Genomic DNA, 19,290 nt, shown 5'->3' with positions numbered 1-19,290 from the left:
GCCGGAAACCGTTGGAAATGGTGCTTGGGGCTAATGTGGGGGCAGCCCTGGGAAATTACAAGCGCCCAGGCCATGAAATGCAAAAAGGGGCCTGAAAGGCCCCTTCTTGCGTGCTGCCCCTTGCCCGATCAGGCGTCGGGGGCGGCCTTGGCTTGCGGCTCGCTGTTCTCGTAGATGAGCAGCGGCTGCGACGAGCCTTCGATGACGCTCTCGTCGATCACCACCTTGCTGACATCCTTCTGCGAAGGAATCTCGTACATGGTGTCGAGCAGCACGCCCTCGAGAATCGAACGCAGGCCGCGGGCGCCAGTCTTGCGCTCCAGAGCCTTGCGTGCCACGGCCTTGAGCGCATCGCTGCGGAACTCGAGGTCGACGTCTTCCATCTCGAACAGCCTGGCGTACTGCTTGGTCAGCGCGTTCTTCGGCTCGGTGAGGATCTGCATCAGCGCAGCCTCGTCCAGCTCGTCCAGGGTCGCCAGCACCGGCAAGCGGCCGACAAACTCCGGAATCAGGCCGAACTTGACCAGATCGTCCGGCTCGACCTCACGCAGCGACTCGCCGACCTTCTTGCCCTCTTCCTTGCTGCGCACTTCGGCACTGAAGCCGATGCCGCCTTTGGTCGAGCGGTTCTGGATGACCTTTTCCAGGCCCGAGAAGGCGCCACCGCAGATGAACAGGATATTGCGGGTGTCGACCTGCAGGAATTCCTGTTGCGGGTGCTTGCGGCCCCCTTGCGGCGGCACGGAGGCCACGGTGCCTTCGATCAGCTTCAGCAACGCCTGCTGCACGCCCTCGCCCGAGACATCACGGGTGATGGACGGGTTGTCCGACTTGCGCGAGATCTTGTCGATCTCGTCGATGTAGACAATGCCCATCTGGGCCTTTTCCACGTCGTAGTCGCACTTCTGCAGCAGTTTCTGAATGATGTTCTCGACGTCCTCACCGACATAACCGGCTTCGGTCAGGGTGGTGGCGTCGGCAATGGTGAACGGTACGTTCAGCAGGCGCGCGAGCGTCTCGGCGAGCAGCGTCTTGCCCGAGCCGGTCGGCCCGATCAGCAGGATGTTGCTTTTGCCCAGTTCGACTTCGTCGCCCTTCTTGTCACGCTGGTTCAGGCGCTTGTAGTGGTTGTACACCGCTACTGCCAGCACCTTTTTCGCGCGCTCCTGACCAATGACGTACTGGTCCAGGATTCCGCTGATTTCTTTCGGCGAGGGTAACTTGTGCGCGTTGCTCTCGGCCTGGGCTTCCTGCACCTCCTCACGGATGATGTCATTGCACAGGTCGACGCACTCGTCGCAAATAAATACCGAGGGGCCGGCAATCAATTTACGCACTTCATGCTGGCTTTTGCCGCAGAAAGAGCAGTAGAGCAATTTGCCGTTGTCCTCGCCGTTACGGGTGTCAGTCATTCGATCGATCCAATCCGGTAGGCTTGAAACACAAGATGAAGGCAATCGCTGGCTTTTTCAAGTCCGCGCTCGGGCGCAATCAGCGCCCGAACGCTCTGGCGCATTGCTTCAGGATGCCAGTTGCCGCTTGTCGTAGACCGAGTCGATCAGGCCGTACTCGGCCGCGCGCGCGGCGCTCATGAAGTTGTCGCGCTCGGTGTCGCGTTTGATGGTCTCGAGGTCCTGGCCGGTGTGGTGGGCCAGCAGCTCGTTCAGGCGCGCCTTGATGTTGAGGATTTCCTGGGCGTGGATTTCGATGTCGGTCGCCTGGCCCTGGAAGCCGCCCAACGGCTGGTGAATCATCACCCGCGAGTTTGGCAGGCAGTGGCGCTTGCCGGCGGCACCGGCCGCGAGCAGGAAGGCGCCCATGCTGCAGGCCTGGCCGATACAGATGGTCGAGACGTCCGGCTTGATGAACTGCATGGTGTCGTAGATCGACATGCCGGCAGTTACCGAGCCGCCCGGGGAGTTGATATAAAGATGGATATCCTTGTCCGGGTTTTCCGCCTCAAGGAACAGCAACTGCGCCACCACCAGGTTGGCCATGTAGTCTTCTACGGGGCCGACCAGGAAGATCACGCGCTCCTTCAGGAGGCGCGAATAGATGTCGTAGGCACGTTCGCCACGGGCGGACTGCTCGATAACCATCGGGACCAGACCGCCTGCGGCCTGGATGTCAGAGCTTTGCTGAATATAAGAATTGCGGGACATGTCCTGCACTCGCTCCCAAATAGTCATGGCTTGAATACGCACAAGCCAGCGCGAAGGCTGGCTTGTGGGGGTTTCCTACGAGAGTAGCCTGTTACTCAGCGTCGGCAGCAGCCTGTGCTGGTTTGACGGCTTCTTCGTACGAGACCGATTTGTCGGTCACAGTCGCTTTCTGCAGGACAGTATCTACAACTTGCTCTTCCAGCACAACCGAACGGACTTCGTTCAGTTGCTGGTCGTTCTTGTAGTACCAGGCGATGACCTGCTCAGGCTCCTGGTAGGCCGAGGCCATCTCTTCGATGACTTCACGAACCTTGGCTTCGTCCGGCTTCAGGTCGAACTGTTTGACCACTTCGGCGACGATCAGGCCCAGCACGACGCGGCGCTTGGCTTGCTCTTCGAACAGCTCGGCCGGCAGTTGGTCAGGCTTGATGTTGCCACCGAACTGCTGGACAGCCTGCACGCGCAGACGGTTGACTTCGTTTTCCAGCAGGGCTTTCGGCACGTCGACCGGGTTGGCGGCCAGCAGACCGTCCATGACCTGGTTCTTGACCTTGGCCTTGATGGCCTGACGCAGCTCACGCTCCATGTTCTTGCGAACTTCGGCGCGGAAGCCTTCCAGGGTCGATTCCTTGATGCCGAACTGGGCGAAGAAGGCTTCGTTCAGCTCTGGCAGCACAGGGGCCGATACGCTGTTGACAGTGATGGTGAACTCAGCGGCTTTGCCAGCCAGGTCGAGGTTCTGGTAGTCCTCTGGGAAGGTCACGTTGACCACGCGCTCTTCACCAGCCTTGGCGCCTACCAGGCCGTCTTCGAAGCCCGGGATCATGCGGCCGGAACCCAGCACCAGCTGGGTGCCTTTGGCCGAACCGCCGGCGAAGGCTTCACCGTCGATCTTGCCGACGAAGTCGATGTTGACCTGGTCGTCGTTTGCAGCGGCGCGCTCGACGGCCTCGAAACGGGTGTTCTGCTTGCGCAGGACTTCCAGCATGTTGTCCAGGTCGGCGTCAGCCACTTCGGCGCTCAGGCGCTCGACGGCGATCGACTCGAAACCGGCAACGGTGAATTCAGGGAAGACTTCGAAGATGGCGACGAACTCGAGGTCCTTGCCCTTCTCGAACGACTTCGGCTCGACGGCAGGCGCGCCCGCCGGGTTCAGCTTCTGCTCGACGATGGCTTCGTAGAAGGAAGCCTGGACCAGGTCACCGAAAGCCTCTTGGCGGGCATCGGCTTCGAAACGCTGGCGGATCACGCTCATTGGCACCTTGCCCGGACGGAAGCCGGCAACCTTGGCGCGCTTGGCAGTCTGCTGCAGACGCTTGTTGACTTCGTTCTCGACGCGCTCGGCCGGAACGGCGATGGTCATGCGGCGCTCGAGAGCGGAAGTGTTTTCAACAGAAACTTGCATGGATATTCCTCGTTGCACAGACGTTAGCCGGCGATAGCCCGACTCCAGAATCAAGGGCAAACATTCTAGTGACTCATCAAGCAGAAGTCACCCCACCCGGATTGTCGGCGGACCGCGCCGGTCGATTTCCTTGAAAGGCCCGCCCGCCTTGGCGTCGAGCCTGTTTCATTCACGGCCGCGCAGACCCTTGTGGCCCGCGCAGTTGTAAAACCTTGTCAAACAAACAACAGCCAGAACGATCGTCCGCCTTACTGCGGATCGAGGTCGTTGAACTGGCAGTATTCTTCCCAGGCCATGCCCAGCGCCTCGGCCACCTCGCGATGCGTCTCCAGGCGCATGGCCTGCAGTTGCTCCGGCGACTCGGCGATCAGTTGCAAGGCATACTCCCAGGGCTCGACGCCCTGCTCCTGCGCCGCATCCTCGAACGCCCACTCGATCTGCTGGGCCTGCTCGCGAGCATCCAACTCGCGGACCTCTTCGAGCAGCTGCGGATTGGCCTCGGCGAAACGTTGCAGCGCCAGGGCCTGGCGCGCTTCTTTTGCGATCATCTGCGCTATTCCTCTGCCGGCATCTCGGCCAGCCCTTCAACCGGCTGAAATCTATCAGCTTTTATCGCTCCGCCACCAGTAGCCACGAGGGCCGTACGGCAGAAACGAAAAAGGCGCCCGATCATCCGATCCGGGCGCCTTCTTCAAATATGGGGTGGACGATGGGAATCGAACCCACGACAACCGGAATCACAATCCGGCGCTCTACCAACTGAGCTACGCCCACCATAATGCAGTATTGCGGTACAGCCTTACAGAAACATGGTGCGGACGAAGAGACTCGAACTCTTACAGCTTGCGCCGCTGGAACCTAAATCCAGTGTGTCTACCAATTTCACCACGTCCGCATGAAACTCAAAAACAAAGGCGCCGGATCATTCAATCGAGGCGCCCCTGCAGAATCTGGGGTGGACGATGGGAATCGAACCCACGACAACCGGAATCACAATCCGGCGCTCTACCAACTGAGCTACGCCCACCATATTGCGGTACTGCTTACTTGCCCAGGCCTTAATGGCGCACCCGGCAGGACTCGAACCTGCGACCATCCGCTTAGAAGGCGGATGCTCTATCCAGCTGAGCTACGGGCGCTTAAGCTTACAGTCCAACCGAACAAACGAACCGCTTATTCTGCCCGACTTTGCCAACCCGTGCCAGGCAGTGCCCGACAAGTGCGGCGAATCTTATAGGCGACCCCGCAGGTCGTCAACACCTTTCGCAAAAAAATTTAAATTATTGAAGGGGTTAGGGGATTTGCCCGACCACCCGCCTTTGCCCTTGGGCCGTGTCGTGCGAGAATGCGCGCTTCTTATATATGTTCCCTTCTCGATGGTTAATCACGCGTCTATGACTGCACACCTAATCGATGGCAAGGCGATCGCCGCCAACCTGCGCCAGCAGATCGCCCAACGTGTCGCCGAGCGTCGCCAGCAGGGCCTGCGCACGCCAGGCCTGGCGGTGATCCTGGTCGGTACCGACCCGGCCTCCCAAGTCTATGTCTCGCACAAGCGCAAGGACTGCGAAGAGGTCGGCTTCATCTCCCAGGCGTTCGACCTGCCCAGCGAGACCACGCAGCAAGCCCTGACCGACCTGATCGATCGCCTCAACGATGACCCGGCCGTCGACGGTATCCTGCTGCAGTTGCCGCTGCCCGAGCACCTGGACGCCTCCCTGCTGCTCGAGCGCATCCGCCCGGACAAGGACGTGGACGGTTTCCACCCCTACAACATCGGCCGCCTGGCCCAGCGCATCCCGCTGCTGCGCCCGTGCACGCCGAAGGGCATCATGACCCTGCTGCACAGCACCGGCCAGGACCTGTACGGCATGAACGCGGTGATCGTCGGCGCGTCCAACATCGTCGGCCGGCCGATGGCCATGGAGCTGCTGCTGGCCGGCTGCACCGTCACCGTCTGCCACCGCTTCACCAAGGACCTGGCCGGCCACGTCGGCCGCGCCGACCTGGTGGTGGTCGCCGCCGGCAAGCCGGGCCTGGTCAAGGGTGAGTGGGTCAAGGAAGGCGCCATCGTCATCGACGTCGGCATCAACCGCCAGGACGACGGCAAGCTGGTCGGCGACGTGGTCTACGAGACTGCCCTGCCCCGCGCCGGCTGGATCACCCCAGTGCCGGGCGGCGTGGGCCCGATGACCCGCGCCTGCCTGCTGGAGAACACCCTGTATGCGGCTGAAGAGCTGCACAAGTAGGATGTTCCGGCAATGACGCAACGGCGCCTCTCGAGGCGCCGTTTTCGTTTGTGCACTTCATCCTCGTGGGAGCGGCGATGCGGCGACCCGACTTGCCCCGCGATGGCGATGGGGCTGCCGACGCCATCGCGGGGCAAGCCCGCTCCCACGAGTGCTATATCAGCCGATTCCGCTGCCAAGCTAGCCATTTCAGCTGGACCGGCTGCCCACCCTCCACGCTTCAGCCGGGATTGCCTCGCGATCCCTCTGACAATGGTCACACAGCCCACCCGTGGATGCGTGCCCAATGCAAACAACAAATACCGTCCTCATGATTCGCCCGGCGCGGTTCGCCTTCAACCCCGACACCGCCGCCAACAACCGCTTCCAGCAGGCGCCTCTGGACCCGCAGGCCGCCAGCGAAAAGGCCCTGGAAGAATTCGACGGCTACGTCGACACCCTGCGCCAGCACGGCGTCGATGTGCTGGTGGTGCAGGACACCCCTGAACCCCACACCCCCGACTCGATCTTCCCCAACAACTGGTGGAGCAGCCACGCCGACGGCAGCCTGGTGCTGTACCCGATGGAGGGCGAGAACCGCCGCCTGGAGCGCAGCAAGGGCGTACTGGGCGTGCTGCAGGAGCGCTTCGCCATCCAGCGCACCATCGACCTGAGCCCGCTGGAACAGCAGAATCTGTTCCTCGAAGGCACCGGCAGCATGGTCCTGGACCGCGAGCACCGCATCAGCTACGCCTGCCACTCCGGGCGCACCCACGAACGCGCCCTGCGCCAGTTCGCCGAGCGCCTGGACTACCGCCTGTGCCTGTTCAACGCCATGGACCGCCGCCAGGCGCCGATCTACCACAGCAACGTGATGATGAACGTCGGCCGCCAGCTCGCCGTGGCCTGCCTCGACGCTCTGCCCCACCCCGATGAACGCCGCACCCTGGAGCATTCGCTGCGCGACACCGGCAAGCAGGTGCTGGCGCTGAACTTCGACCAGTTGGAGAACTTCGCCGGCAACATGCTCGAAGTCCACGACCGCGACGGCCGCTCCCTGCTGGTCATGTCGCGCAGCGCCTGGAAGGCGCTCGACACCGACCAGCGCCGCCAGGTCGAGCGGCACAGCCACCCATTGGTGGTGAACATCGACCATATCGAACGCATCGGTGGCGGCAGCGCGCGCTGCATGCTCGCCGAAGTCCACCTGCCCTCGCGCCACTGACTCGACAAGGAGAATCATCATGACCCGCTACATCGACGTGCACGACCTCGCCCACCTGGTCAACCGCAAGGGATTGCCCACCTGCCTGGCCGAGATGGCCGAGTACATCCGCCAGGACTACCTGCGCTGGCACGACTTCGAGAAATGCCCGCGCCTGGCCAACCACTCGGCGGACGGGGTGATCGAACTGATGCCGGTGTCCGACGCCAACCTGTACGCCTTCAAGTACGTCAACGGCCACCCGAAGAACACCCACAATGGGCTGCTCACAGTGATGGCCTTCGGCGCCCTGGGCGATGTCGACACCGGCGCGCCGGTGCTGCTCAGCGAGATGACCCTGACCACCGCCATCCGCACCGCCGCCACCTCGGCCCTGGCCGCCCGCTACCTGGCGCGCCCGGACAGCAAACGCATGGCGCTGATCGGCAACGGCTCGCAGAGCGAATTCCAGGCCATCGCGTTCCATACCTTGCTCGGCATCGAGGAGATCCGTCTGTTCGATATCGACCGCAAGGCCTCGGAGAAACTGGCGGCCAACCTGGCCGGTTTCCCAGAGCTGAGACTGACCATCGTCGGCAGCGTGACCGAGGCGGTGCGCGGCGCCGACATCGTCACCACGGTCACCGCCGACAAGGCCTACGCCACCATCCTCACCCCACAGATGATCGAGCCGGGCATGCACCTCAATGCCGTGGGCGGCGACTGCCCGGGCAAGACCGAGCTGCACCGCGACATCGTCGAGCGGGCGCGGGTGATCGTCGAGTACGAACCGCAGAGCCGGATCGAGGGCGAGATCCAGCAGATGCCGGCGGACTCGCCGACCACCGAGTTCTGGCAGGTGGTCGAGGGGATCGCCGCAGGGCGCGAGAACGCCACGCAGGTGACGCTGTTCGACTCGGTCGGCTTCGCCCTGGAGGACTACTCGGCGCTGCGCTATGTGCTGGATGTGGCCAGGGCGCTGGACATCGGGCGCGACATCGCGCTGGTGCCGCAGCTGGAGAATCCGAAGGACCTGTTTGCCCTGCTGCAGCCGAAAGCGGCGCAACGCAAGGCCAGCGCCGCCTGACAGCCCCCCCCTGTAGGAGCGGCCTTGTGCCGCGAAAGGGCCGCAAAGCGGCCCCGGCAATCTGTGCGTCGAAGCTGATATCTGGGGCCGCTGCGCAGCCCTTTCGCGGCACAAGGCCGCTCCTACAGGGGACCGCGTACACCGCGACCGACAAGCATGACGGTCGCTCGACCTGACAGAAACCGCTGTCGCACTTCCGTAAATCTTTGTCGGAACAGCCGATTCGGCTGCAAAAAGAATCTTTACAGCCGAATCCGGCAGCCCACGCGCAGGCAAACGACACAAAAAACCTGTCTATCTCGCGCATTCTGAGCCCGACCCATGAGTCACCGACGGACCTACACGCGCTAATCGCCCTACTACCAATAACAACACCCAGGGACCCAAGACCATGCCCTCCATGCGAAAACGCCTCGGCGTGCTGCTGTTCTCGTTGTGCGCCACCACCCTCACCCAGGCCAAGGAGTGGACCGAAATCCGCTTCGGCGTCTTCCCCGAATACCCGCCGTTTGAATCCGTCGCCGCCGATGGCAGCCTGCAAGGCTTCGACATCGACCTGGGCAATGCCATCTGCGCCAAGCTGCAGGTCAAATGCACCTGGGTGCACAACGAATTCGACGGCATGATCCCCGCCCTGCGCGCCCGCAAGTTCGACGCCATCATGTCGTCGATGGCCGTCACCCCGGCCCGCCTGAAGCAGATCGACTTCAGCAACCGCCTGTTCCTCAGCCCCACCTCGGTGATCGTGCGCAAGTCGGCCGACTTCGGCGACAGCGCCGAATCGCTCAAGGGCAAGCAGGTCGGAGTGCTCCAGGGCTCGCTGCAGGAGGCCTACGCCCGCGCTGTGCTGGCGCCGCTGGGCGCGCAGGTCAAGGCCTACCAGGGCCAGGACCAGAACTACGCCGACCTGCTCAATGGCCGTCTCGACGCCACCGTCACCGACAAGCTCGAAGCCCAGCTGAACTTCCTCTCCAAGCCCGAAGGCGCCGATTTCAGGAGCGGCCCGGCGATCAAGGACCCGACCCTGCCGCTGGACATCGCCATGGGCCTGCGCAAGACCGACCCCGAGCTCAAGGCCCTGCTCGACAAGGGCATCGCCATGATCCATGCCGACGGCACCTACGCCGAGATCCAGAAGAAGTACGTCGGCGACCTGGATATCTATAACGAGTGAGTTCCCACCGGCCTCTTCGCGGGCAAGCCCGCTCCCACAGGTAACCACCAGCCTTCGGCCTGCGCACATCCTGTGGGGGCGGGTTCACCCGCGAAGAAACCACCGCGAGATCCCCGTCATGCACGACTTCCTCACAAGCGGCCTGCAAGGCTTCGGCCCGCTGCTGGCCCAGGGCACCTGGATGACCGTCAAGCTGGCCTTGCTGTCGCTGGCGCTGAGCCTCGCGCTCGGCCTGATCGGCGCCAGCGCCAAGCTGTCGCGATCCCGACTGCTGCGCCTGCCGGCCACCCTCTACACCACGCTGATCCGCAGCGTCCCGGACCTGGTGCTGATCCTGCTGATCTTCTACAGCATGCAGATCTGGCTCAACGACCTGACCGAGGCGCTGGGCTGGGACTATGTCGAGATCGACCCGTTCGGCGCCGGGGTCATCACCCTGGGCTTCATCTATGGCGCGTACTTCACCGAGAACTTTCGCGGCGCCATCCTCAGCGTGCCCGCCGGCCAGCTGGAGGCCGCCACTGCCTACGGCCTGAGCCGGGCACAGCGGTTTCGGCTGGTGCTGTTCCCGCAACTGATGCGCTTTGCCCTGCCAGGGCTGGGCAACAACTGGCTGGTGCTGCTCAAGTCCACCGCGCTGGTGTCGATCATCGGCCTGGCCGACCTGGTCAAGGCCGCGCAGAACGCCGGCAAGAGCACCAACGACGTGTTGTTCTTCCTGTGCCTGGCGGGCCTGGTGTACCTGCTCATCACCACCCTGTCCAACCGCCTGCTCAAGCACCTCGAGCGGCGCTACAACATCGGCATCAAGGAGCTGGCGCGATGATCGAACTCCTTCAGGAATACGGCCTGGCCTACCTGTACCACGACGGCAGCGGCCTGTCGGGCCTGGCCATGACCCTCTGGCTGTTCCTGGCCAGCATGGTGCTGGGCTTCGCCCTGTCGCTACCCCTGGCCCTGGCACGCACCTCGCGCCACGCCTGGCTGCGCCTGCCGGTGCAGCTGTACACCTTCGTGTTCCGCGGCACGCCGCTCTATATCCAGCTGCTGATCTGCTACACCGGGCTCTACGGCCTGCAGGTGGTGCGCGAGCATGCCCTGCTCGACCAGTTTTTCCGCAACGCGCTCAACTGCACCCTGCTGGCCTTTGTGCTCAACACCTGCGCCTACACCGTGGAGATCTTCGCCGGGGCCATCCGCAACCTGCCCGCCGGCGAATTGGAAGCGGCCCAGGCCTACGGCCTGCGCGGCTGGAGGCTCAACCTGTTCCTGGTCCTGCCGGCGGCCCTGCGCCGCTCGCTGCCGGCCTACAGCAACGAGCTGATCCTGATGCTGCACGCCACCTCGCTGGCCTTCACCGCCACCGTCGCCGACATCCTCAAGGTGGCCCGCGACGCCAACGCCGCGACCTTCCTGACCTTCCAGGCCTTCGGCGTGGCCGCCCTGCTGTACATGCTGCTGTCCTTCGCCCTGGTCGGCCTGTTCCGCGTGGCCGAACGGCGCTGGATGCGCTTCCTTGACCCTGTACGAGGCTGAACCCATGACCGCTACCGCACTGCCACTCACCACCTTCGAACAGGCCCCCTTGGCGCGAGCCCATGCCGGCACCCTCAAGCTCAGCGTCGACGGCCTGCACAAGCACTACGGCGAGCACCAGGTGCTCAAGGGCGTCTCGCTGCAGGCGCGCAAGGGCGACGTGATCAGCCTGATCGGCGCCAGCGGCTCGGGCAAGAGCACCTTCCTGCGCTGCATCAACTTCCTCGAAAAGCCCAACGCCGGCAGCATCACCCTCGACGGCCAGACCCTCGACCTGAGCAAGGGCACCCCGCCAGCGGCCCAGCTGCAAAACCTGCGCACGCGCCTGGCCATGGTGTTCCAGCACTTCAACCTGTGGAGCCACCTGACGGTGCTGGAGAACATCTGCCTGGCACCGCGCAAGGTGCTGGGCATCAGCGCCGGCGAAGCCGAGGCGCGGGCACGCAAGTACCTGGACAAGGTCGGCCTGCCGGCCCGCGCCGCCGACCAGTACCCGGCGTTTCTCTCCGGCGGCCAGCAACAGCGCGTGGCCATCGCCCGGGCGCTGGCGATGGAGCCGGAAATCATCCTGTTCGACGAGCCCACCTCGGCACTGGACCCCGAGCTGGTCGGCGAAGTGCTCAAGGTGATACAGACGCTCGCCGAGGAAGGACGTACCATGCTCATGGTCACCCATGAAATGGGGTTCGCCCGCCAGGTGTCGAGCCAGGTGCTGTTCCTGCACCAGGGCCTGGTCGAGGAAAGCGGCAGCGCCGAGATCCTCGACCAGCCACAGAGCGAGCGCCTGCGGCAGTTCCTCTCCAATCGTCTGAAGTGAAGTCACGCCGCATATGGATACCAAGGCCATCACCCCCGCCGCCGCACCGCTGGATCGCATCGACGAAGCGATCATCGACGTGCTGCGACACCAAGGAAGGATCACCTACGAGAAGCTCTCCACCCTCGTGCACCTGACCCCCAGGCCCTGCCTGGAACGGGTGCGCAAGCTGGAGCGGCGCGGGGTGATCCGCGGTTACGGGGCCATCATCGACCTGCAGCAGGTCTCCCCCGGGTTGTCGTTGCTGGTGCTGGTGGCGTTGTCCAACCAGAGCGGGCGCTCGGCGCAGCGGGCCTTCGAGGCCACCGTGCGCGCCTGCCCGCAGGTCTACGAGTGCCAGCTGATCAGCGGGCATTTCGACTACAGCCTGCGCATGCGCTGCCGCGACATGGAGCACTACCGGGTGCTGACCGAGACCTGGATGAACAACGACGAGCTGCATATCGACAAGCTGGTGGCGCATCCGGAGCTGGCGGCGGTGAAGAGTACCGCGCCGCAGGCTTGAGCCAAGGTAGCGCTTGTGGCGCAAGATAGTGGCTTAGTAACATTACTGGATCCAATGACCACGCCTCGCGGGTGAAACCGCGGGGCGTTTCCACATTTCCAGGGATGTACAGCCGTGGCCAGCAAGCAATCCAACGATTCGCGTATTCGTTTTCCCATCGAGCAGAAGGAACAGGCGGCGCAGCGGGAGCACAGTACGTTGCTGGCGCGGGATATCTATGATTCGCTGGCAAAGCTACTGGAAGAAAGCCTCGATAACTTACCTAAAAACGATGATCTCGACCAACATCGTTCTCACAGCGCAATTCTGATCGACGGCAAGCGAGGCACCGGTAAAAGTTCAGTGTTGGTCAACCTTAGCCTATATCTGGACGATCATAAAAACGACAGGCTGGCAAACGAGATCCATGTCCTTAAACCTGTAGACCCCACCCTACTGGAAGACAGTGACGACTTATTCCTAAATGTCATCGTTGCCGCGATCATTCGAGACAAGGCAGTAGCAGCAGCTCTAAGCAAGGCGACACCGAAGTCAGAAGAGTTCCATCACCAACTGCAATTACTCGGCAGTACGTTGGAGGCACTGCAATCGCAGCGCAACAAATACGGACTCGACAAGCTGCGCGCCTTTATGGGCAGCCATGACCTCAACCAGCAAGTTCACGACCTTTTCAAGAAAGCCCTTGACCTCATCGACAAGAAGCTTTTGGTTCTTCCTATTGACGACGTCGACACTTCGCTCAACCGCGCATTTGACAATCTTGAAGTCGTTCGCCGCTACCTAACCTCTCCCTATGTACAGCCGATCATCAGCGGTGATCTCGGACTCTACCACGAGGTAACCTGGAGGAATTTTTACTCAAAACTTACTAAAGATAGTAAATCGGGTGACCGGGAGACTCGAAAGACCGCGAACGACCTCGCAACAGACTACCAAAGAAAGATCATGCCCCTGCACCTGCGAATGGAGATGCCAACCGCCTCAAGCTACTTGGAAAATCCGAGAATCTTCCTAGCCAAACACGAAGACGTCTATTTCCCACTCCCTGTATTTTCACGCTGGCTGGACGCGCTCCTCAATGACAGGCTGAATAACTTGCCTGGGCGAAGACTAAATTACGAAGTTGAGACAGTACGAGAGCTCGCACAGCTGGTCTTTGCATTCAGAAAAGAAATCCCTGCTTTAAGCAAGGCCTTGGATTCGGCAGGGGTGTCACTTAATAGCGACTGGTGCCTGCACCGATTAATTTTCATGCCCACTGGCGTTCTCTCCGCCTTGGAAGATTTCCCACGAGAGTACCAGCACGCGCAGAGTCTGAGAGGAAGATCCCAGCGGGAAACAGCCAGGGATCATGCTTACAATAAATTCTTCACTGAAGCTGACAGTAAAACAAATAACAAACCCGACAACTGGAATGAACGGATTATCGAATCGAAGAAAATCCTGCTTAACTACATGCACCATAAGCATGCGCATGCCGCGACCTGCCTGGCGTTAGAGGCAGACCTGCATTTCATCGAAATTGGTAAAAACCCAAACCGTCATCTCTCCGAATTATTTGCTACTCGTTTATTCGAGCCTTTGAAACTAAGTAAGGAGAGCATCGCCACCTTCCCAGGCAAATCTACGTCACCATTGCCCGATGATTGGAAAGGGCGCGCCCCCGAGGAATGGCTAAAACTTATCAGCGAGGAGCCAGTCCCCTACGCACTGCCGGAAATTGGTCGCGCCTCCGGCAGTTTCGAACAGCCAGACAAGGCTTCACAGTTTATCATTCACCTAATGCAATACCGCAGTTACTTCAGCGAGAGCCGACAAACCGAAACCATCTTCAGCGGCAGAATTTTTGAACTGGTAATTTCCAGCCTTGTGAGAGACATATCTCCAAAAGATATTCTAAACCTTCTCAATCGCGTACCTTTTCACTCACTTCCTGGCACACTTGGCAACCACGAAAACTACGTAGAAGGCACCTTTGACGAATTTGACCAAGAATCTAGCTACGGACTATCTGGCTTCAGTGAAAAAATCAACGCTTGGCGGCGCGATTACCATATCGACCAACAATTCCTATCGAGCTGGCTAACGTTCAATGTAATGAATAACTACTTCGCAAAAACCCTTACCTTCAACCCTCCCCTGAGGGCTAACCAGAATCACGGCAACCCAAACATCGCAAGCATTTTACTTACAGCTAGGAGTGCATTCAGAACCTTATGGAATGCTTTTGCCAGGGTAGAAAAGGGGGAAATTTTCGGAATGCCTCTTGTACTCACAAGCTTCAATGTAGGCGCAAACGATAATTTCGAGCAGAATCTTGCTTACAAACAAAACATACAACCCCTACTGCGAGCCGCCGACAAACGCTCTTTTGGCCAAGAGACTCGCTCATACACATTCGCGCTGGCGCACCACCCATTATTTGATTTAATTGAGCTCCTCATCAAAGGCCACCAGATCAATCCAGAAAACAACGAAGATCAGGACATCGACGGCAGCCCGAACCCTCGCCTGATCGCCACCACCATCAAAAAACATTTTAACATCTCCGGAAAAATAGAGGATACGCTAAAAAATGCACACCCATCCTCCACTGACATTGAGGAAATTGAGAACAAGTGCATTCAGTTAGGCTTCAGCATTTACACTATCCGAAGCAACCAGTACTTTGACGCCCTCGCCAAAAAGGCCGGAACTTCGGAAAGCTGAAATGTTTCTAATTTCTCTCCTCGAACTCACCACTGGTAACTTTCTCTCCAGCAGCGAACTGGCCGAACACCTCAAGGCCGACTTGCTCTCGCGAGACCTGCCCCAGCGCCTCTGCGATGCTGGGCGCTTCGTCGAGAGCTACCAACGCTGCCTGCGGGAGGACTTGGACAGACATCATTACGGCCGTTTCCGTCTCAATGACCTGAAACTCGCCGCAGAACAACTGTGCCCGAACGAACTGTTCCGCATACCACGGCTGGACGCTCTGGACACCCTGTTCCGGACGTTCTTCCTGTGCAACGGCGACCATGTCCACTACCGCCCCGAGTACCTGACGGACTACGCCCACCTGTGCGCCATGGTCGATCCGACGCTAATCGTCGCCTGGCACCTGGCGCAACGCTTCAGGCAGAACCCGCACCTGTCGGCAGCCGACGCCCAGCGCATCGTGCAGGCCCAGCAACCGCTGTTCAGCCCACCGTCGATTGCCAACAAACCCTTTTCCGAAGGGCACGTACACCTGGGTGGTGCGCATTTCGACGGCATCATTCTGATGAACCAGATCACCCACCAGCCAGGCATGGAAGCCTTCGCACCGCTGCATCGCCTCTGCCACGGGCTACTCGGCGAATGGCCGGGGCGCCTGGATGCAAACCCAGGCAAGATTCTCAAGCTGTACCAGCGCACCCTGGGCAAGGCGCACCTGACAGACGGGCCGCTGATCCTCAGCTGGCCGGGCTTCAGCACCCTGCAGCCGCACACCGATGACCGCCGCCACCCCAGCTGGATGAAACTGCAGCTGGCCCAGGCCATCACTGCGGGTGACTTGAGCAAAGCCTGGCTGTGGCTACTGATCTGGCTGTGGACTCAGTACCAGGATGCCGAAGCGCCTCCCGTGCTTCGCATGGGCATCTTCTACCTGGTTCTGGCGCTGATGGCCGAACGGCGCAAGCTGTTGATGGACGGCCAGGGGTTGACGCGCTTTACGACGATTTATGGCGGGTTCAGCAAAGCCTCCAGGCACAACCCCCAGAAACAGCTGCTGACGTACGGCCGCGCATGCGCCCGCCAACTGTTCCAGAACCCCGAGGATTGCGCCGAACTGAAGATCACCGAAAGCATCTTCACCAGCGAGCACATGGCCAGTTGGGTCAGCGCCCTTGAACAGCACCATGGCCAACAGCCAATCACACCGCTCAAGCCGGTCACCCTGCACCAAGCCAAACACTTCCGCTCACGCATGGAACGCTGGCACCTGTGCATCCACTTCCTGCGCCGGGTGGAGCACCTGCACAAACGCGGCAAGATCTGGGCCGACGGCGAGAAACTGCACCGAAAGCTCAGAGAACATTCCGGTTGGTCGTCCCCTGAGTTTCTGCATGGCAAGGTCAGCGAGCACTTCCGTTTCGAGCCGAGCGCCTGGGTGCGCGGGCTGGACGTCGCCGGCGACGAGAACACGACCCGCAACGAGCTCTACGCTCCTATGCTGCGCTGGCTGCGTGCCGGCCTGCAGCCGGCCGGCCACGGCGATGGCTTCCAGGGCGGGCTGCACCTGAGCATTCACACCGGCGAGGACTATGCCCACCCTCTGTCGGGCATGCGCCATATCGACGAGACCGTGCACTTTTGCGAGATGCGCCACGGTGACCGCATCGGCCATGCGCTGGCGGTCGGCGTGTCGCCGCTGCAGTGGTGCCAGAACCAGGGCGACATGCTGCTGCCGGTGGACGAGCACCTGGACAACCTGGTGTGGCTCTGGCACCACGCCACGCAACTGGCAACCTGCGTCCCGCTGGCGAATCAGATCCTGCCGCGGCTGGAACGCCGTATCGCCCAGTTCGTGCCCCATGTCGCCTGGACCAGCCCTCATTACCTCAATGCGTTCTACCCTCGGCAGAAGCTCGGCAAAGGCCAGGCGCAATCCCAGCCCGAAGAGTCGCGGCGCTACATCAACCCGCACACCCTGCATGAAGCCTGGCGCTTGCGCCGCAACTGCTTCCACATGCTCGAGCAGTACCGGCTCGACGAACCCCTCGACGACAAGATGCGCGCCGCCCTGCCCGACCGGGAGATCCTCGGCACGGTCAACTTCCTCAAGCTCAATGGCCAGCATGACGACCCGGGGGCGGCGCTGCTGTACTGGCGTCGTTCCACCCTGCTCAGCCATGCCGAGTACAAGCCCCGCATGGTGCATGTGCGCATCCAGCGCCACGCCCTGGTCGAGACCCCGCCGATGCCAGGCGAGCAAGGCCTGCTGCTGGACTACGAAACCCCGGAAGAGCTGGAGTTCATGGAGGCGTTGCAGGACCACCTGATCGAAACCTGCGACCAGCGCGGGATCATCTTCGAGACCAATCCCAGTTCGAATGTGTACATCGCGCGGATCGGCAAGCACGCCGATCACCCGATCTTCCGCTGGAACCCTCCGGACGAGAGCACGCTGGAGCGCGGCGCGGTACACAATCGCTTCGGACTGCGACGCGGGCCCATCCGGGTCACGATCAATACCGACGATCCTGGGGTGATTCCGACGACCTTGCGCACCGAGTATGCGCTGCTTCAGGAAGCGGCCAAGGCGATGGGCATTTCCAGGACCCGAACCGAGGAATGGCTGGAGCGACTGCGGATCTATGCCAACGATCAGTTCCAGCGCAACCATCGGCCGGTGTTCAGGGACCGCTGACATCGCGCCGGGACCAAAGACGCAAGCATCACCAGCGTGGGAGCGGCGGTGCGCCGCTGCCACAAGCTGTACCGACAGCAGGCCCTCAGCGCCACGCCTGCGGTTGCCGGTAGTCCGCTACCCATTGCGCCACCGCCTCCACCGGCATCGGCCGGGCGATGCCGTAACCCTGGGCCAGTTCGCAGCCCAGCTCCATCAGCAGCCGTCCGTGCTCGACAGTCTCCACGCCCTCGGCGATCACTTCGCGTCCGAACGCCCGCGCCAGGCCGATCACCGCGCCAGTGAGAGTCAGGTCGTCATGGTCATGAAGGATGTCGCGCACAAAGGACTTGTCGATCTTGATGGTCTGCGCCGGCAGGCGCTTGAGGTAGCTCAACGAGGAATAGCCGGTACCGAAGTCGTCCAGCGAAAAACGCACGCCCAGGGCTCGGCAGGCATCCAGGCAACGGCCGACCCGCGGCAGATTGTCGATCGCCACCGATTCGACGATCTCCAGATCCAGATGCCCGGGCGACACCCCGGGATGACGCGCCAGCAGGCGCTCAAGGCGCTGGGCGAAGTCGCCGCGCTGCAGCTGGCGGGCGGCGATGTTGACGCTCAGTGACCAGTCTCGCCCGGACAGCTGCCACTGCTGCAACTGGGTCAGAGCCTGGTCGATGACCCACTCGCCCAGCTCGACGATCAGGTCGGTCTGCTCCACGAAGGGCAAAAACTCCCCCGGCGGCACCGGCCCCTTGGACGGATGCATCCAGCGCAACAAGGCTTCGAAACCGATCACCTGACCGCTGCGCATGTTCACCTTGGGCTGGTAGTGCAGGCACAGTTCGCCCTGGCGCAGGGCCTGGCGCACCCGCGCCACGGTCTGGTGGGTGGCCTTGAGCTCAAGCTCCTGGGACACGTCGAACAGGTGGTAGCGGTTGCGCCCGCGCTGCTTGGCCACGTACATGGCCTGGTCGGCATGGCGCACCAGGGTGTCGGCGTCCTCGTCATCCTGCGGGAACAGCGTCACGCCGATGCTCGCGCTCAGGCTCAACGACTGCTCGCGCACCACATAGGGCGCGGCCAGCGCCTGGAGAATGCGCTGCAACGCGGCATGCAACTGCTGCGGGCCTTCGATATGGCGCAGGATCAGCACGAACTCGTCGCCCGACAGGCGCGCCACCGCATCGCCACCGCGCAGGATGTGCTGCAGACGCCGGGCGACCTCCACCAGCAGCAGGTCGCCGGTGGCATGGCCGTAGCCGTCGTTGACCGCCTTGAAGCCATCCAGGTCGAGCATGCACACCGCCAACGGAATACTCTCCCGGCGGGAGAACGCCAAGGCCTGGTTGAGCAGGTCGGACAGGTAGGCGCGATTCGGCAGGCCGGTCAAAACGTCATGCCCCACCCGCCACTGCAGGGTGTGCAGCAACTGGCGCTTCTCGGTCACGTCGAAGCGGATCGACACGTACTTGCGCACCTGGCCGGTGTGCGGGTCGATCAGCGGCACCATGGTGCTGTCCACCCAGTACAACGAGCCGTCCTTGGCGCGGTTGCAGATCTCGCCCTTCCACACCCGGCCAGCAGCCAGGGCGCGCCACATCTCGAGGAAGAAGGTCGGTTCGTGCAACCCGGAATTGAGGATGCGGTGGTTGGCCCCCAGCAGTTCCTCGCGGCTGTAGCCGGAGATGCTGCAGAACTGCTGGTTGACGTAGGTGATGCAACCGCGCAGGTCGGTCTCGGAAAAGATCGCGGCCGCATCGACGGCCGCGCGGTAGTTGTCGTCCATAAGCCTCGCAAC

At 61.8% G+C, this 19,290-nt stretch carries 15 protein-coding genes and 4 tRNA genes; 10 read left to right on the top strand and 9 right to left on the bottom strand.

The window, feature by feature from the left end:
- Nucleotides 1–128: 128 nt before the first annotated feature.
- The 8 genes from clpX to LU671_RS13065 form a co-directional block, all read right to left on the bottom strand.
- Nucleotides 129–1,412 carry an ATP-dependent Clp protease ATP-binding subunit ClpX gene (clpX, locus tag LU671_RS13100; RefSeq protein ID WP_050705049.1) on the bottom strand — a complete coding sequence of 428 codons (1,284 nt, stop codon included), beginning with the start codon at nt 1,410–1,412 and terminating at the stop codon, nt 129–131.
- A 108-nt stretch (nt 1,413–1,520) separates the two neighbouring features.
- Entirely contained in the window at nt 1,521–2,162 is a 642-nt protein-coding gene (clpP, locus tag LU671_RS13095) for an ATP-dependent Clp endopeptidase proteolytic subunit ClpP (protein WP_043213484.1), read from the bottom strand.
- A gap of 91 nt (nt 2,163–2,253) precedes the next feature.
- On the bottom strand, nt 2,254–3,567 hold the full coding sequence (gene tig, locus LU671_RS13090; protein WP_203647383.1) for a trigger factor: 1,314 nt from the start codon (nt 3,565–3,567) through the stop codon (nt 2,254–2,256).
- A 248-nt stretch (nt 3,568–3,815) separates the two neighbouring features.
- Nucleotides 3,816–4,115, bottom strand: coding sequence for a DUF6388 family protein (locus LU671_RS13085; RefSeq protein ID WP_186716084.1), 300 nt, complete (start codon nt 4,113–4,115; stop codon nt 3,816–3,818).
- A gap of 150 nt (nt 4,116–4,265) precedes the next feature.
- Nucleotides 4,266–4,341 (bottom strand) — tRNA-His (locus LU671_RS13080).
- Nucleotides 4,342–4,377: 36 nt separating this feature from the next.
- Nucleotides 4,378–4,462, bottom strand: a tRNA-Leu gene (locus LU671_RS13075).
- Nucleotides 4,463–4,518: 56 nt separating this feature from the next.
- Nucleotides 4,519–4,594 (bottom strand) — tRNA-His (locus LU671_RS13070).
- 35 nt (nt 4,595–4,629) lie between these two features.
- Nucleotides 4,630–4,706: transfer RNA gene (locus LU671_RS13065), tRNA-Arg, on the bottom strand.
- 255 nt (nt 4,707–4,961) lie between these two features.
- Between LU671_RS13065 and folD the strand changes: the two genes are divergently transcribed.
- The 10 genes from folD (at nt 4,962) to rdrB (ending at nt 17,510) form a co-directional block, all read left to right on the top strand.
- The gene (gene folD / locus LU671_RS13060; RefSeq protein ID WP_050705047.1) at nt 4,962–5,816 is read left to right on the top strand and encodes a bifunctional methylenetetrahydrofolate dehydrogenase/methenyltetrahydrofolate cyclohydrolase FolD; all 855 of its coding nucleotides are present in this window, start codon (nt 4,962–4,964) and stop codon (nt 5,814–5,816) included.
- 286 nt (nt 5,817–6,102) lie between these two features.
- The gene (ctlX, locus tag LU671_RS13055) at nt 6,103–7,020 is read left to right on the top strand and encodes a citrulline utilization hydrolase CtlX (protein ID WP_232855868.1); all 918 of its coding nucleotides are present in this window, start codon (nt 6,103–6,105) and stop codon (nt 7,018–7,020) included.
- Nucleotides 7,021–7,039: 19 nt separating this feature from the next.
- Nucleotides 7,040–8,086 carry an ornithine cyclodeaminase gene (locus tag LU671_RS13050; protein ID WP_232855867.1) on the top strand — a complete coding sequence of 349 codons (1,047 nt, stop codon included), beginning with the start codon at nt 7,040–7,042 and terminating at the stop codon, nt 8,084–8,086.
- Nucleotides 8,087–8,477: 391 nt separating this feature from the next.
- Complete coding sequence (locus tag LU671_RS13045) at nt 8,478–9,260, top strand: ABC transporter substrate-binding protein (RefSeq protein ID WP_084941448.1); 783 nt, start codon at nt 8,478–8,480, stop codon at nt 9,258–9,260.
- A 118-nt stretch (nt 9,261–9,378) separates the two neighbouring features.
- On the top strand, nt 9,379–10,086 hold the full coding sequence (locus tag LU671_RS13040) for an ABC transporter permease (protein WP_232855866.1): 708 nt from the start codon (nt 9,379–9,381) through the stop codon (nt 10,084–10,086).
- On the top strand, nt 10,083–10,796 hold the full coding sequence (locus LU671_RS13035; protein ID WP_050705042.1) for an ABC transporter permease: 714 nt from the start codon (nt 10,083–10,085) through the stop codon (nt 10,794–10,796). The genes LU671_RS13040 and LU671_RS13035 overlap by 4 nt, the downstream gene beginning before the upstream one ends.
- Nucleotides 10,797–10,800: 4 nt before the next feature.
- Nucleotides 10,801–11,613: an ABC transporter ATP-binding protein gene (locus LU671_RS13030; RefSeq protein WP_232855865.1), complete on the top strand. Its 813-nt coding sequence runs from the start codon at nt 10,801–10,803 to the stop codon at nt 11,611–11,613.
- Nucleotides 11,614–11,626: 13 nt separating this feature from the next.
- Nucleotides 11,627–12,118: an Lrp/AsnC family transcriptional regulator gene (locus tag LU671_RS13025; RefSeq protein WP_050705041.1), complete on the top strand. Its 492-nt coding sequence runs from the start codon at nt 11,627–11,629 to the stop codon at nt 12,116–12,118.
- 114 nt (nt 12,119–12,232) lie between these two features.
- The gene (gene rdrA, locus LU671_RS13020; RefSeq protein WP_232855864.1) at nt 12,233–14,827 is read left to right on the top strand and encodes an antiviral RADAR system adenosine triphosphatase RdrA; all 2,595 of its coding nucleotides are present in this window, start codon (nt 12,233–12,235) and stop codon (nt 14,825–14,827) included.
- 1 nt (nt 14,828) lies between these two features.
- On the top strand, nt 14,829–17,510 hold the full coding sequence (gene rdrB / locus LU671_RS13015) for an antiviral RADAR system adenosine deaminase RdrB (protein ID WP_232855863.1): 2,682 nt from the start codon (nt 14,829–14,831) through the stop codon (nt 17,508–17,510).
- Between the two features lie 85 nt (nt 17,511–17,595).
- Here the strand turns inward: rdrB and LU671_RS13010 are convergent, their stop codons facing one another.
- Entirely contained in the window at nt 17,596–19,278 is a 1,683-nt protein-coding gene (locus LU671_RS13010) for a putative bifunctional diguanylate cyclase/phosphodiesterase (RefSeq protein WP_232855862.1), read from the bottom strand.
- Nucleotides 19,279–19,290 lie beyond the last annotated feature (12 nt).

The sequence above is a fragment of the Pseudomonas sp. NMI760_13 genome, assembly GCF_021283245.1.
In the GTDB taxonomy this organism is placed as follows: Bacteria; Pseudomonadota; Gammaproteobacteria; order Pseudomonadales; family Pseudomonadaceae; genus Aquipseudomonas; species Aquipseudomonas peradeniyensis.
The sequence above is the reverse complement of the archived record's forward strand: the minus strand, read 5'-3'. Positions and strand labels throughout refer to the sequence as shown.

Coding starts and splice junctions, on each gene's coding strand:
- clpX (WP_050705049.1), bottom strand. CDS start 1,412: ATGACTGACACCCGTAACGGCGAGGACAACGGCAAATTGCTCTACTGC.
- clpP (WP_043213484.1), bottom strand. CDS start 2,162: ATGTCCCGCAATTCTTATATTCAGCAAAGCTCTGACATCCAGGCCGCA.
- tig (WP_203647383.1), bottom strand. CDS start 3,567: ATGCAAGTTTCTGTTGAAAACACTTCCGCTCTCGAGCGCCGCATGACC.
- LU671_RS13085 (WP_186716084.1), bottom strand. CDS start 4,115: ATGATCGCAAAAGAAGCGCGCCAGGCCCTGGCGCTGCAACGTTTCGCC.
- folD (WP_050705047.1), top strand. CDS start 4,962: ATGACTGCACACCTAATCGATGGCAAGGCGATCGCCGCCAACCTGCGC.
- ctlX (WP_232855868.1), top strand. CDS start 6,103: ATGCAAACAACAAATACCGTCCTCATGATTCGCCCGGCGCGGTTCGCC.
- LU671_RS13050 (WP_232855867.1), top strand. CDS start 7,040: ATGACCCGCTACATCGACGTGCACGACCTCGCCCACCTGGTCAACCGC.
- LU671_RS13045 (WP_084941448.1), top strand. CDS start 8,478: ATGCCCTCCATGCGAAAACGCCTCGGCGTGCTGCTGTTCTCGTTGTGC.
- LU671_RS13040 (WP_232855866.1), top strand. CDS start 9,379: ATGCACGACTTCCTCACAAGCGGCCTGCAAGGCTTCGGCCCGCTGCTG.
- LU671_RS13035 (WP_050705042.1), top strand. CDS start 10,083: ATGATCGAACTCCTTCAGGAATACGGCCTGGCCTACCTGTACCACGAC.
- LU671_RS13030 (WP_232855865.1), top strand. CDS start 10,801: ATGACCGCTACCGCACTGCCACTCACCACCTTCGAACAGGCCCCCTTG.
- LU671_RS13025 (WP_050705041.1), top strand. CDS start 11,627: ATGGATACCAAGGCCATCACCCCCGCCGCCGCACCGCTGGATCGCATC.
- rdrB (WP_232855863.1), top strand. CDS start 14,829: ATGTTTCTAATTTCTCTCCTCGAACTCACCACTGGTAACTTTCTCTCC.
- LU671_RS13010 (WP_232855862.1), bottom strand. CDS start 19,278: ATGGACGACAACTACCGCGCGGCCGTCGATGCGGCCGCGATCTTTTCC.